Source organism: Kitasatospora sp. NPDC059146 (assembly GCF_042786665.1).
In the GTDB taxonomy this organism is placed as follows: domain Bacteria; phylum Actinomycetota; class Actinomycetes; order Streptomycetales; family Streptomycetaceae; genus Kitasatospora.
Window position 1 is genome coordinate 1 of sequence record NZ_JBHZCY010000191.1, and the last position, 12,116, is coordinate 12,116.

The window sequence follows — 12,116 nt, forward strand, 5'->3', positions numbered from 1 at the left end:
CGTCCGACAACACCAACTCGACCTTTGGTCGACCCGTCCGCACCATAGGATCAGTCTATATTTATGAATGAAATTCCAGACTCAGGACACTAGCGGGCGGCCGGTCGGGCGGGTCGGGGTGGTGCGCCGGGGCGGTCGGGGCCGCCCGGGTGGGCGGGGCGGACGGGACGGATGGCCGGGCGCGGGCGTGGGCAGGCTCGGGCGGACACGTCCGTACGCAGTGAGGGAGCTGCCGACATGACCGCAGTGCACGAATCCGTCCTGGACGCGATCGGCGGGACGCCGCTGATCCGCTTGGCCCGGCTGGGCGCCGGGATCGCCGCGCCGGTCTACGCCAAGGCCGAGTTCCTCAACATCGGCGGCAGCGTCAAGGACCGCGCCGCGCTGTCCATGGTGCTGGCCGCCGAGCGGGACGGGCTGCTGGGCCCGGGCGGGACGATCATCGAGGCGACCTCCGGGAACACCGGGATCGGGCTGGCCCTCGTCGGGCGGCAGCGCGGCTACCGGGTGATCGCCGGGGTGTCGGACAAGTCGGCGCCGGAGAAGGCCGACATCCTGCGGGCGTACGGCGCGGAGGTGGTGCTCGCACCGACGGCGGTGGCGCAGGAGGACCCGCGGCACCTGTTCAACGTGGTCACGCGGCTCAGCGAGGAGATCCCCGGCGCCTGGCTCGCCAACCAGTACGACAACCTGGCCAATCCTGACGCGCACCTCCGGACCACCGGCCCGGAGGTCTGGGAGCAGACCGGCGGCCGGGTGACCCACTTCGTCGCGGGCGTCGGCACCGGCGGCACCGTCACCGGCACCGGCGGGTACCTCAAGGAGGTGTCCGGCGGCTCGGTGACGGTCGTCGGCGCGGACCCGGAGTCCTCCTCCTACGGCGGCGGGGACGGCAGCCCGTGGTTCGTGGAGAGCATCGGCCACTTCCTCCACCCCGAGACGGTCGAGGACCGCTGGCCGCAGGCCTACCGTTCGGAGGTGGTCGACTCCTTCGAGCGGATCCCGGACCGCGAGTCGCTGCTGACCGCCCGCCGGCTGGCCCGCGAGGAGGGCATCCTGGCCGGGCCCTCCTCCGGTACGGCGGTGGCGGCGGCGCTGCGGGTGGCGCGCGGGCTGGGGCCGGATGGCCTGGTCGTGGTGGTGCTGCCGGACTCGGGCCGCTCCTACCTGTCCAAGGTGCACAGCGACGCCTGGATGCGGGAGTGGGGCTTCCTGGAGGACCGGGAGGAAGCGGAGGAGGGGGCGGGCGGTCTGCGGGAACTGCTGGACGCCGCCGGGCCGCTGGTCGCCGTCGGCGCGGACCTCACCGTGGCCGGGGCGTTGGAGGCGCTGCGGGCGGCGCCCGGCGGGATCGCCCCGGCGGTGCTGGCGCGGGCGGCGCGCCCGTACGGGGTGAGTGCCACCGAGGTGGTCGGCTCGGTGTCCCGGGAGGTGCTCACGGCCGCGCTGGCCGAGGGCGGGGCCGAGCCGGACGACCCGGTACGCCCGCTGCTCGGGCCGGCCCTGCCGACGGTCGGGGTCGGGCAGTCGGCCGCCGAGGCGCGGGCGGCGCTGGCGGGCGGGCGCCCGGCGGTGGTGGTGCTGGTGGACGGCCGGGCGGCCGGGGTGCTGACCCGGGAGGTCCTGGGCTGACCTCCCCGCGGCGGGGCCGTGCGTCTCAACCCCCCGCCGCGGGCCGTGCGCCCTAACCCCCCGCCGCGGGCGCCAGGATGGCGTGGATGACCCGGTCCAGGGTGCGGTCGAAGGCCTGGTCCGGGTCGGCGGGCGGGCCCGCGGTGGCGAAGGCCTGGGCCAGGTTCGGGTAGGCGCCGCTCATCGCCGCCTGGGTGAGGTAACCGACCATCTCCGCCTGCCACTTGGCGCCCGCGGCCGCCGTCTGCTCGTACTGGGCGAACTGGCAGATGAAGCCGTTGAACAGCGCCATCGCCTCCATCCGGGCCCCGCCCGGCAGGCCGGTGGGGGCGGTGACGGCGAGGAAGTGGTCGGTGTAGCGCAGGGCGTTGGGGCCGATGCCCGGGCGGGCGAGGACCAGGGCGGGCAGCCAGGGGTGGCGGCGCAGGAGCGCGAGCTGCTCGTGCGCGAGGCCCGCCAGGTCGGCGCGGACGTCTCCGCTCGGGGCGGGCGGCAGCCGGTACTCGGCGGTGGCCGCGTCGAGCATCAGGTCGAGCAGGTGCTCCTTCTTCGGCACGTAGTTGTAGAGCGACATGGTGCCCGCGCCGAGCGCGGCCGCGACCCGGCGCATCGAGACGGCCTCCAGGCCCTCGGCGTCGGCGATGACGATGGCGGCCGCCGCGATGGAGTCGCGGCTGTGGGCCGGCCGCGGGCCGCGGCCGGTGCGCTCGGGGCGCAGCCAGATCAGCTCGGGGGCCTCGGGCGGCGTGGGCCGCGCGGGCTGCTCGGGCTGGTCGGGCCGGTCGGGCTGCTCGGGCTGGTCGGGCCGGTCGGGCCGGTCGGGAGTGCTGGGGGGCTTGCTGGACGGCACTGGAAGATCACCTCGCTTCCCCATCTTAGATACGTACGTCGTACGTAGTAGCATGGCGTTCAGCTTCTACGTACGCTGTACCTAGAGAAGGGCGTAGCCATGTCCGACACCTCCCGACCCGCCATCGAGATGGCGGGCGTGCGGAAACGCTTCGGGGCCACCGAGGCCCTGCGCGGCCTCGACCTGACCGTGCCGGCCGGGACCGTCTGCGGTCTGCTCGGCCCCAACGGCGCCGGCAAGACCACCGCCGTGCGCGTCCTCGCCACCCTGGTCGCCCCCGACGAGGGCACCGTCCGGGTCGCCGGGCACGACGCCGTCCGCGAGGCCGAGGAGGTCCGGCGGGCGATCGGCCTGGCCGGCCAGCACGCCGCACTGGACGAGGGCATCACCGGCCGGGACAACCTCCGGCTGTTCGGCCGGCTGCACCGCCTCGGCGCCCGCCGGGCCCGGGAGCGCGCCGACGAACTGCTCACCCGCTTCGGCCTCGCCGAGGCCGGCGACCGGCTGGTGCGCACCTACTCCGGCGGCATGCGCCGGCGCCTCGACCTGATCGCCAGCCTGGTCACCAGCCCGCCGGTGCTGTTCCTGGACGAGCCCACCACCGGGCTCGACCCGCGCAGCCGCCAGGGGATCTGGGACACCGTCAAGGAGCTGGCCGACGGCGGCACCACCGTGCTGCTCACCACCCAGTACCTGGAGGAGGCCGACCGGCTCGCCGACGACGTCGTGGTGGTCGACCACGGCGCCGCGATCGCCACCGGCCCACCCGAGCGGCTCAAGGCGGCGATCGGCAGCCAGGTCTCGGTGACCCTGGCCACGGTGGAGCAGCTCGCCGCCACCGCCGTGGTGCTGTCCGCCCTGTCGGGCGGCGACGCCCAGGTGGACGTCGCTGAGCGGACGGTCACGGTGCTGACCGCACCCGGGGCGTCCGTCCTGCTGCCCGCGCTGGTGCGGGAGTTGGACGGGGCCGGGGTCGTCGCCGAGGACGTCGCCGTCCGGGCGCCCTCGCTCGACGACGTGTTCCTCGCCCTCACCGGGAAGACCCGGGAGAACGCCGAGCTGGGGAGGGCCGCCTGATGGCCACCGCCGTCCGCACGTCCGCCCGCACCGCCGTCCCCGCCGCCGCGCGCCCCTCGCTCGGCGCCCGGCTGGTCTCCGACACCTGGACGTCGATGCTCCGCATCCTGCTCAACTACCGCCACTCGCCCGGCCTGCTGGCCGCCTCGCTGGGCGTTCCGGTGGTCATGGTGGTGGTCTTCGGGTACGTCTTCGGCAGCGCCATGCAGGTGCCCGGCGGCGGGGACTACCGGGAGTTCCTGATGCCCGGGCTGTTCGCCATGGTCGCCACCAACGGCATCATGCCCACCATGGTCGGCGCCGCCCGGGACGTCGGGCGCGGGGTCACCGACCGGTTGCGCTCGATGCCGGTCTCCCGTACCGGACTCCTGCTCGGGCAGAACCTCGCCGACCTGCTGGTCAGCGTCGTCGTGCTGGCCCTGCTGGCCCTGGTCGGACTGGCCGCCGGCTGGCGCGCCCGGCACGGCGCCGCCGACGCGCTGGAGGGGTTCGCACTGCTCCTGCTCTTCCGCTTCGTGATGACCTGGGTCGGCACGCTGCTCGGCCTGGCCGTCGGCAAGGAGGAGGCCGCCGGGCAACTCTCCGTCGTCGTCTTCCCGTTGGCGATGGTCACCAACGCCTACGTGCCCACCGGCGGGATGCCCGGCTGGCTGCGGGTGATCGCCGACTGGAACCCGATCAGCTCCGTGGTGGAGGCGAGCAGGGAACTCTTCGGCAACCCGGCGGCGCCCGGCTCCGCGTGGCCGATGCAGCACGCCGTCCTCGCCACGCTGCTGTGGAGCGCCGCCCTGCTGGCGCTCTGCGGGCCGCTGGCCGTACGGAAGTTCGCCACGCACGGGCGGTGACCCGCCGGGTCGCCGTAATGTGCTGGACACCGTGGCCGGTGTGGCTTTAGGTGGGGCGCCATGGAGTACACCCACCTCGGCCGTACCGGCCTGACCGTCTCCCGCCTCTGCCTCGGCACCATGAACTTCGGCCCCCACACCGAGGAGGCCGAGGCCCACCGCCTCATGGACACCGCCCACGAGCGCGGCATCAACTTCTTCGACACCGCGAACTCCTACGGCCGCGACAGCGAGGGCAACCTCCAGGGCCGCACCGAGGAGATCATCGGCCGCTGGTTCGCCCAGGGCGGCGGCCGCCGCGAGCGCACCGTCCTGGCCACCAAGGCCTACGCGAACACCAGCGACTGGCCCAACGACGGCAAGCTCTCCGCCCTCGCCATCCGCAAGGCCGTCGAGGCCAGCCTGCGCCGGCTGCAGACCGACCACATCGACCTCTACCAGATGCACCACATCGACCGGGCCACGCCCTGGGAGGAGATCTGGCAGGCGATGGAGGTCCTGGTCGCCCAGGGCAAGATCATCTACGTCGGCTCCAGCAACTTCGCCGGCTGGCACCTCGCCCAGGCCCAGGAGGCCGCCCGCTCCCGGCACTTCCTCGGCCTGGTCAGCGAGCAGTCCCTCTACAACCTCCTCGACCGGGCGATCGAACTGGAGGTCATCCCCGCCCTCCAGCACTACGGCCTCGGGCTGATCCCGTGGTCCCCGCTGCGCAGCGGCCTGCTCGGCGGCGTCCTGCGCAAGGAGCGCGAGGGCACCCGCGGCCGCAGCGCCCTGGGCTACGCGAGCGAACTCCTGGACAGGCACCGCGAACAGCTCCAGGCCTACGAGGACTTCGCCGACGAACTCGGCACCGACCCGGCCGACCTCGCGCTCGCCTGGCTGCTCTCCCGCCCCGCCGTCACCGCCCCCATCATCGGCCCCCGCACCCCCGCCCACCTCGACGCCGCCCTCCGGGCGCTCGACCTGGACCTCGACCAGAAGACCCTGGACCGCCTCGACGAGCTCTTCCCCGGCCACAAGCCGGCCCCCGAGGACTACGCCTGGTAGACCCGCGGGCCGCCCGGCCCCGGCACCCCGCCGTCCGGGGTGCCGGGGCCGGTGCGCGAGGAGCTGGTGCGCGAGGGGCCGGGGACGCGCCGCCCCGACACCCCGGCGCTGTGGTAGCAAGACGGGTATGACGGAACGGATCAGGGAGCGGGACCGGGGCGCCTACCACCACGGGGCGCTGCCGGAGGCCTTGGTGGCGGCGGCGTTCGAGGTGCTGGACGAGCAGGGCCAGGAGAAGGTGAGCGTGCGCGAGGTGGCGCGCCGGGCGGGGGTCTCGGCGGGGGCGCCGTTCCGCCACTTCGCCGACAAGCAGGCGCTGTTGACGGCGCTGGCGGACCGGGTGCTGGCGGACTTCGCGCGCTGGCAGGAGGCGGAGGTGGCGGCCGCCGAGGCGGTCGGCGGGTCGGCGATGCGGGCGCTCGGGCTGGGCTTCGTCCGGTACGCGCTGCGCCATCCGCGGCGGTTCGAGCTGGTGCGCTCGCGGGTGTTCTCGGCCCCCCGGGACCCGCAGCTGCGGGAGCAACTGGACGGCCTGGACCGGGCGTTCGCCGGCCTGGTGGTGGCGGACCAGCAGGCCGGGCGGGTCGGCCCCGGCGATCCGGAGCTGGTGCTGCTGTCCGGGCAGGCGCTGGTGTACGGGCTGGCGCAGATGATCGTGGACGGCTACCTGCCCGCCGAGCGGGCGGAGGAGCTGGCCGTCCGGGTCCTGGACACCTTCCGCGCGGGGATCGCCGGGACGGTCAACCCTCCTGAGCGGTAACGGAATTGTGGCTGCGGCGAACCTTGACCGGCCTGGTGCGCGCTGATGTAATCGCCGATTACATGAGCGCGAGTCGTGAGTCGTGAGCGCGAGTCGTGAGCGCGAGTACCGGGAGGCACAGATGCCGCTGTTCGCCAAGCCGCAACCGGGCTACACCACCGCCGCCGCCACCGGCGACACCGTGGTGCTGCTGATCGGCATGCGGATCAACCGCTTCTGGGCGGTGCACCACTGGGGCCCGGTGATGTTCGCGATGTTCCGGATGCTCTACGAGCTGGCCCGCAGCCCCGAGCGCGGCCTGCGCGGCCGCATCCTGCTCACCGCCTCGCCGCGGACGTACTACGTCGTCCAGTACTGGGAGTCGAAGGAGCACCTGTACCGCTACGCGAGCGCACCGGACGGCTTCCACCACACCGTCTGGGGCATAGCCAACCGGAAGATCCGGGAGGGCAAGCTGCGCGGTCACGTCGGGCTCTGGCACGAGACGTACATCGTCCCCGAGGGCGGCTACGAGTCGATCTACTTCGACATGCCGGCGTTCGGCCTGGCCGGCGCCACCGGCCAGCTGCCGCTGGAGGCGCGCGGCCGGCACGCCGCCCAGCGCCTGGCCTTCCGCTCGGGCGACGGCTCCGACGGGGCGGGCGGCGCGGAGCAGGCGGAGGGTGCGACGGCCGGTCCGGACGGCCTGAGCTGCCCGTACGTCGCGGACGGCGCCGACGACCGGACGGGCGCTCAAGGAGTGTCGTGAGTCCGTCCGGCGACCCCGGTGTGGGAGCGTCGGGGGATGGTCGATCAGGAGGGCGCCGTCCGGCCGGCGCGGGTGGTGCACGAGGTGCCCTACCGGGCGCAGTGGGAGTCCGCGGAGCTGGTGCGGGACATCGTCGACGGGCGGCTGGACGCCGCGCGGGACCCGCGCTGGGGGCAGTCCGGGGCCGCCACCCCGGAGGAGTACGCCTGGTGGTCCTGGCGGCTCTGCGGCGTCGCCTGCCTGCGGATGGCCCTGGAGCACTGGTGGGGCGTCACCCCGGCGGCGATGGTGCTGGCCCGTGAGTGCCTGGCGGCCGGCGCGTACGTCCGGGACGGCGACAGCCTGCGCGGGCTGGTCCACGTGCCGTTCGCCGACTACGCCCGGCGGCGCTGGGGACTGGCCGCCCGGGCGACGGAGTCGACGCCCGCGCAGGTCGCGGACGAGCTGGCGGCCGGGCGGCTGGTGATGCTCTCGGTGCACCCGTCGATCCGGGAGCCGCACGGGCCCGAGCCGGTGCGGCGCGGCGGCCACCTGGTGCTGGCGGTGGGGACCACCGGGACGGCGCTGCTGATCCACAACCCCTCCGGCTTCCCGGGGGAGTCGCAGGCCTTCGCCCGGGTGCCGTGGCGCTCCTTCGGACCGTTCTACGCCGGGCGGGGGATCGTGCTCGGCCCGCCCGGCGCCGACGACGGTCAGGTGTTGTCCGGCAGCCCCACCGGGTAGAACGGCAGGCTGCTCCGGCACAGGGCCGAGATCGGCTTCAACGCGGCGGCCAGGGAATCGAGTTCGGCGCGCGGGTAGTCCTCCCAGACGCGCGCGGCGGCCAGGTCGGTGGCGGCCTCCAGGGCCTGGTGGTGGGTCCGGCCCAGCTCGGTCAGCGAGCCGGTCGCGGTCAGCCAGCCCCGCTCGACCAGGCGCTCGGCGGCGGCCTCCCACTCGGTGTCCGTCCAGCCGCGCACCGGCTGGAGCTGCTCGCGCCGCATGTCCATCGCGCAGCGGACCACCAGGGCCTCACAGCCGTCCAGCCCGGCCGCGACCAGCGCGGCCACGTGACCGTCCCCGCGGTGCTCGCGCATCACGGTGGCGGCCCGCCAGAGCCGCTCGTACAGCCCCGGCGGGGCCGGGAGCGCCGCGTTGGCGGCGGCCAGCACCCGGCCGGCGCAGTCCAGCCGCTCGGCGGACTGCTCCATGGTCTCGACCGCCCGCTCGACCAGACCGCGGTCCACGTGCTCCAGCAGCCGGGCCAGCGCGGCGCCCGCACCCTTGCTGCGGGCGGCCAGCGCCTCCTCCGGGCTGGCCAGCGACCACAGCGCGGGCAGGGCCCGCTCGACCATCGCCGGGGCGAAGTTGAAGAACGCGGCGGTCACCGGCGGCGCGTCCACCGCGCCGAGCGGGGCGGAGCGGCCGGCGAAGTAGCCGCGCCAGAAGCCGCGCAGGCCGGCCGCCTCGAAGGCGTCGCGACACTCGGGCTCGAAGTAGGTGACGGCGTGCACCGGCTCGAAGAGCCACCAGAGCGCGCGGGCGGGATGGACGAGATCGGCCATCGGGAGACCTTCCTCGGACGGGGCTCCGGGCGGGCGCGGGGAGCTCGGCTGGTCGGTACGGCGGCGGCGGTCGCGCGGGCGGCGGATCGTCGGGGTCGCCCGGGCGGGTGCGTGGGCCGTTCACGTGCTGATGACCACGGGGACGGCCCCGGTAATCCCCGGCGGGGTGTGACGACGGTCACGTGCGGGGGTGTCGGGGGTGTGCGGGCGGGTGGCCGGGGGCGGTCGGGCGGGTGTCGGGTGGGTCCCCGGCGGGTCCCGGGTGGGGATCCGCTCAGGCCCGCACCGGCGGCATCGCGAGCGGGTCGATCGGCATCTCGGCCCGGCAGATCGCCGCGATCGGCCGCAACGCGGCGGTCAGGCAGTCGAGTTCGCCGTCCGGCCGGTGCTCCCAGACCCGGCCGGCGGCCAGGTCGGTGGCCGCCTCCAGCTCCCGGTGCCGGATCCGGCCAAGTTCGGTGACCGCGCCCGCCGCCGTCAGCCAGCCCCGGCCGACCAGCCGCGCCGCCGCGGCCTCCCACTCCTCGTCCGTCCACCCCCGCAGCGGCTGGAGCACCTTGCGGGAGGCGCCCGTGGCGCAGTGCAGCACCGGCGCCTCGCAGCCGTCCAGCCCGGCGGCGACCAGCGCGGCCACGTGGCCGTCCCCGCGGTGCTCGCGCAGCACGGTCGCGGCGTGCCACAGCCGGCCGTACACGTCCGCGTCCGTGGGTCGGGGCAGCGCGGCGTTGGCGGCGGCCAGCACCCGGCCCGCGCAGTCCGCCCGGTCCACGGCCTCCTCCAGCGCCGTCGCCGCGGTCTCGACCAGCTCGGGCGCCACCGGCGCCAGCAGCCGGGCCAGCACCGCCGCCGAGCCCTCGGTCCTGGCCGCGAGCACCCGCTCGGGGCTGGCCCTGGTCCACACCCGGGGGAGGGCGCGTTCGACCGCCGCCGGGGCGAAGCTGAAGAACGCGGCGATCACCGGCGGGGCGCCCACCGCGCCCAGCGGGGCCGAGCGGGCGGCGAAGTAGCCGTGCCAGCCGCCGTCCAGCCCGGCCGCCTCGAACGCCGCCCGGCTCTCGGGCTGGAGGAAGGTGACGGCGTACACCGGTTCGAAGAGCCACCAGAGTGCGCGGGCGGGGTGGACGGGTTCGGACAATCGAGACACCTTCCTCTTCCTCGTCGTGGGCGGGGCCCGACGAACGGGAGGGCACCGGCGGTCGCTCCAGAGCTGACCGCCACCGGGGCCGTCCCGGCAACCCGGGCAGCGTGTGATCACGGTCACGCGCCGGTCGGCGGGTGCGGTCGACGGCCGTACGGCGCGAGATGATGGCCCGAGGCGCCCGCCTCCCGGGTGCCCAGCCCTCGCAAGCCCTCGTACGAAGGTAGTCGGCCATGTCCCAGATCAGCCCCAGCATCCTCTCCGCCGACTTCGCCCGGCTCGCCGACGAGGCCGAGGCGGTCCGGGGCTCCGACTGGCTGCACGTGGACGTCATGGACAACCACTTCGTGCCGAACCTGACCCTGGGCGTCCCGGTGGTCGAATCGCTCGCCCGGGCCACCGACATCCCGCTCGACTGCCACCTGATGATCGAGGACCCGGACCGCTGGGCCCCGCAGTACGTCGAGGCCGGCGCCGGCTCGATCACCTTCCACGTGGAGGCCGCCGCCGCCCCCGTCCGGCTGGCCCGCGAGATCCGCGCCAAGGGCGCCCGCGCCTCGATGGCGCTCAAGCCGGGCACCCCGATCGAGCCCTACGAGGACCTGCTGCCCGAGCTCGACATGCTGCTGATCATGACGGTCGAGCCCGGCTTCGGCGGCCAGGCCTTCCTGGACATCATGCTGCCGAAGATCCGCCGCACCCGTGAGCTGATCGCCAAGCACGACCTGGAGCTGTGGCTGCAGGTCGACGGCGGCGTCTCGGCGGCCACCATCGAGCGCTGTGCCGAGGCCGGCGCGGACGTGTTCGTGGCCGGGTCGGCCGTCTACGGCGCGGCGGACCCGGCCGAGGCCGTCCGCAGCCTGCGCGAGCTCGCCGCCGGGGCGAGCAAGGACGCCTGGTGGGCCTGCGAGCACTGAGTCGCCCCGCCGCCGGGGCGGCGCCCGCGACGCTTTCACGGCGGCCCCCGCAGTGGCGGCCGGATGGCCGGGCACGGGTGGAGGAACCCCGCACCGTCACGGATGATCGGTGACGGTGCGCCCTCCCCGGCCCGGCCCTTCCCATGACGGTGGTGGAACCGCGATGAGCAACCTCGACCTCAAGCCCGCCCCGACCACCTGCGGCCGCGAGGCCAGCAGCGGACCGGTGCAGGACCTGCTGACCGGACGCCTGGTCCAGCTCGGCGAGAGCACGGCCGTCCGCCGACTGCTCCCCAACCTGGGCCGTCGGATGGTGGGCGCCTGGTGCTTCGTCGACCACTACGGCCCGGACGACATCGCCGACGAACCCGGGATGCAGGTGCCGCCGCACCCGCACATGGGCCTGCAGACCGTCAGCTGGCTGCACAAAGGGGAGGTCCTCCACCGCGACAGCCTCGGCAGCCTGCAGACCGTCCGGCCGTACGAGCTGGGCCTGATGACCTCCGGGCGGGCGATCTCCCACTCCGAGGAGTCCCCGCGCCCGCACGCCCGCTACCTCCACGGCGCCCAGCTCTGGGTCGCCCTCCCGGACGCCCACCGGCACACCGCCCCCTCCTTCGAGCACCACCCCGACCTGCCGGTGGTCACCGCGCCCGGCCTGCGCGCCACCGTCATCCTCGGCACCCTGGACACCGCCACCTCGCCCGGCACCACCCACAGCCCGCTGGTCGGCGCCGACCTCGCCCTCACCGAGGGCACGGACCTCCGGCTCCCGCTGGTCCCCGAGTTCGAGTACGCCGTCCTCGCCATGACCGGCCGGATCGACGTCGACGGCGTCCCCGTCGAACCCGGCTCGATGCTCTACCTCGGCTGCGGCCGTCGCGCGCTCCCGCTCCTCGCCCGCTCCGACGCCTCGGCGCTGCTCCTCGGCGGCGAGCCCTTCGAGGAGAAGATCGTCATGTGGTGGAACTTCATCGGCCGCTCGACGGAGGACATCGCCCAGGCCCGCGCCGACTGGACGACGGGCGACCGCTTCGGCGAGGTCCACGGCTACGCCGGAGCCCGCCTCGCCGCCCCGGAACTCCCCGCCGTCCCGTTGAAGCCGCGCGGCCGCGAGCGCTGAGCCCAGCCGGGTGTGCTGCCGAGCCCGCCACCGGTGTGACCGGCCCGTTTGCGCGGGGCCGCTGCCGGGCGTAGTGTTCTCTAGCTGCTCGGCTGGGAGCACCGGACACGCGTAGGCGCGGACGGTCCCGGAGCAGCCAATCCCTTGAAACACCACTTCCCGTCCTGGGCTGTGTCGCGTCCGCTTTTTCGCGCCCCGGCCCGAGGTTAATTCGGCGTGCGCGTTTATGGGGATTGCGGCTGGATTCGCTTTTCGAAGCGGGGGTCGGCTACAGTTTGAAACGTCGGACGGGGCGCCAAGCCGCAGAAGACACCAGCAAATCCGATGAATGAAACTCCGGAAAACGGAGCGGAAAACATCTGGTAAGCTGGAAACACGAAAGAACGAAGCGCCCGGAGGGCCCGCTGGAAGGCGGCCCGAAGGAAGCGTCCGTTC

At 74.6% G+C, this 12,116-nt stretch carries 12 protein-coding genes; 9 read left to right on the plus strand and 3 right to left on the minus strand.

The genetic code is table 11. The features are described 5' to 3' along the window. The first annotated feature begins 237 nt into the window (after positions 1-237). Positions 238-1,632, plus strand: a complete 1,395-nt coding sequence (locus ACFXPX_RS41465; protein ID WP_380644924.1) for a pyridoxal-phosphate dependent enzyme — start codon at positions 238-240, stop codon at positions 1,630-1,632. Between the two features lie 52 nt (positions 1,633-1,684). Here ACFXPX_RS41465 and ACFXPX_RS41470 read toward each other — a convergent pair whose 3' ends face one another. After that, positions 1,685-2,482, minus strand: coding sequence for a TetR/AcrR family transcriptional regulator C-terminal domain-containing protein (locus ACFXPX_RS41470; protein WP_380644925.1), 798 nt, complete (start codon positions 2,480-2,482; stop codon positions 1,685-1,687). 99 nt (positions 2,483-2,581) lie between these two features. On the opposite strand from ACFXPX_RS41470, the gene ACFXPX_RS41475 reads away from it, so the two are divergent. The 6 genes from ACFXPX_RS41475 (at position 2,582) to ACFXPX_RS41500 (ending at position 7,682) form a co-directional block, all read left to right on the plus strand. Continuing rightward, on the plus strand, positions 2,582-3,559 hold the full coding sequence (locus ACFXPX_RS41475) for an ATP-binding cassette domain-containing protein (RefSeq protein WP_380644926.1): 978 nt from the start codon (positions 2,582-2,584) through the stop codon (positions 3,557-3,559). Continuing rightward, positions 3,559-4,404: an ABC transporter permease gene (locus ACFXPX_RS41480; protein ID WP_375889844.1), complete on the plus strand. Its 846-nt coding sequence runs from the start codon at positions 3,559-3,561 to the stop codon at positions 4,402-4,404. The genes ACFXPX_RS41475 and ACFXPX_RS41480 overlap by 1 nt, the downstream gene beginning before the upstream one ends. A 60-nt stretch (positions 4,405-4,464) precedes the next feature. Beyond that, complete coding sequence (locus ACFXPX_RS41485; protein ID WP_375889841.1) at positions 4,465-5,451, plus strand: aldo/keto reductase; 987 nt, start codon at positions 4,465-4,467, stop codon at positions 5,449-5,451. Positions 5,452-5,578: 127 nt separating this feature from the next. Next, complete coding sequence (locus tag ACFXPX_RS41490) at positions 5,579-6,211, plus strand: TetR/AcrR family transcriptional regulator (protein ID WP_380401594.1); 633 nt, start codon at positions 5,579-5,581, stop codon at positions 6,209-6,211. A 127-nt stretch (positions 6,212-6,338) separates the two neighbouring features. Further along, a complete protein-coding gene (locus tag ACFXPX_RS41495; protein WP_380644928.1) occupies positions 6,339-6,959 on the plus strand; it encodes a DUF4188 domain-containing protein in 621 nt (206 codons plus the stop codon). A 36-nt stretch (positions 6,960-6,995) separates the two neighbouring features. After that, positions 6,996-7,682 carry a C39 family peptidase gene (locus ACFXPX_RS41500; protein ID WP_380524861.1) on the plus strand — a complete coding sequence of 229 codons (687 nt, stop codon included), beginning with the start codon at positions 6,996-6,998 and terminating at the stop codon, positions 7,680-7,682. Here the strand turns inward: ACFXPX_RS41500 and ACFXPX_RS41505 are convergent. Together ACFXPX_RS41505 and ACFXPX_RS41510 are read right to left on the minus strand one after the other, a co-directional pair. Then, the gene (locus tag ACFXPX_RS41505) at positions 7,652-8,503 is read right to left on the minus strand and encodes a hypothetical protein (protein WP_380524862.1); all 852 of its coding nucleotides are present in this window, start codon (positions 8,501-8,503) and stop codon (positions 7,652-7,654) included. The genes ACFXPX_RS41500 and ACFXPX_RS41505 overlap by 31 nt on opposite strands. Positions 8,504-8,777: 274 nt before the next feature. Next, the gene (locus tag ACFXPX_RS41510; protein ID WP_380593289.1) at positions 8,778-9,638 is read right to left on the minus strand and encodes a hypothetical protein; all 861 of its coding nucleotides are present in this window, start codon (positions 9,636-9,638) and stop codon (positions 8,778-8,780) included. A 236-nt stretch (positions 9,639-9,874) separates the two neighbouring features. Here ACFXPX_RS41510 and rpe point away from each other — a divergent pair, with 236 nt between their 5' ends. Next, the gene (gene rpe, locus ACFXPX_RS41515) at positions 9,875-10,558 is read left to right on the plus strand and encodes a ribulose-phosphate 3-epimerase (RefSeq protein WP_380593288.1); all 684 of its coding nucleotides are present in this window, start codon (positions 9,875-9,877) and stop codon (positions 10,556-10,558) included. A 163-nt stretch (positions 10,559-10,721) separates the two neighbouring features. Beyond that, positions 10,722-11,681 carry a pirin family protein gene (locus tag ACFXPX_RS41520; RefSeq protein ID WP_380644927.1) on the plus strand — a complete coding sequence of 320 codons (960 nt, stop codon included), beginning with the start codon at positions 10,722-10,724 and terminating at the stop codon, positions 11,679-11,681. The last annotated feature ends 435 nt before the right edge of the window (positions 11,682-12,116 follow it).

Bases quoted from the DNA above. Each gene is read 5' to 3' on its own strand.
- ACFXPX_RS41465 (WP_380644924.1), top strand. From the start codon at position 238: ATGACCGCAGTGCACGAATCCGTCCTGGACGCGATCGGCGGGACGCCG.
- ACFXPX_RS41520 (WP_380644927.1), top strand. From the start codon at position 10,722: ATGAGCAACCTCGACCTCAAGCCCGCCCCGACCACCTGCGGCCGCGAG.
- rpe (WP_380593288.1), top strand. From the start codon at position 9,875: ATGTCCCAGATCAGCCCCAGCATCCTCTCCGCCGACTTCGCCCGGCTC.
- ACFXPX_RS41505 (WP_380524862.1), bottom strand. From the start codon at position 8,503: ATGGCCGATCTCGTCCATCCCGCCCGCGCGCTCTGGTGGCTCTTCGAG.
- ACFXPX_RS41485 (WP_375889841.1), top strand. From the start codon at position 4,465: ATGGAGTACACCCACCTCGGCCGTACCGGCCTGACCGTCTCCCGCCTC.
- ACFXPX_RS41490 (WP_380401594.1), top strand. From the start codon at position 5,579: ATGACGGAACGGATCAGGGAGCGGGACCGGGGCGCCTACCACCACGGG.
- ACFXPX_RS41500 (WP_380524861.1), top strand. From the start codon at position 6,996: ATGGTCGATCAGGAGGGCGCCGTCCGGCCGGCGCGGGTGGTGCACGAG.
- ACFXPX_RS41480 (WP_375889844.1), top strand. From the start codon at position 3,559: ATGGCCACCGCCGTCCGCACGTCCGCCCGCACCGCCGTCCCCGCCGCC.
- ACFXPX_RS41475 (WP_380644926.1), top strand. From the start codon at position 2,582: ATGTCCGACACCTCCCGACCCGCCATCGAGATGGCGGGCGTGCGGAAA.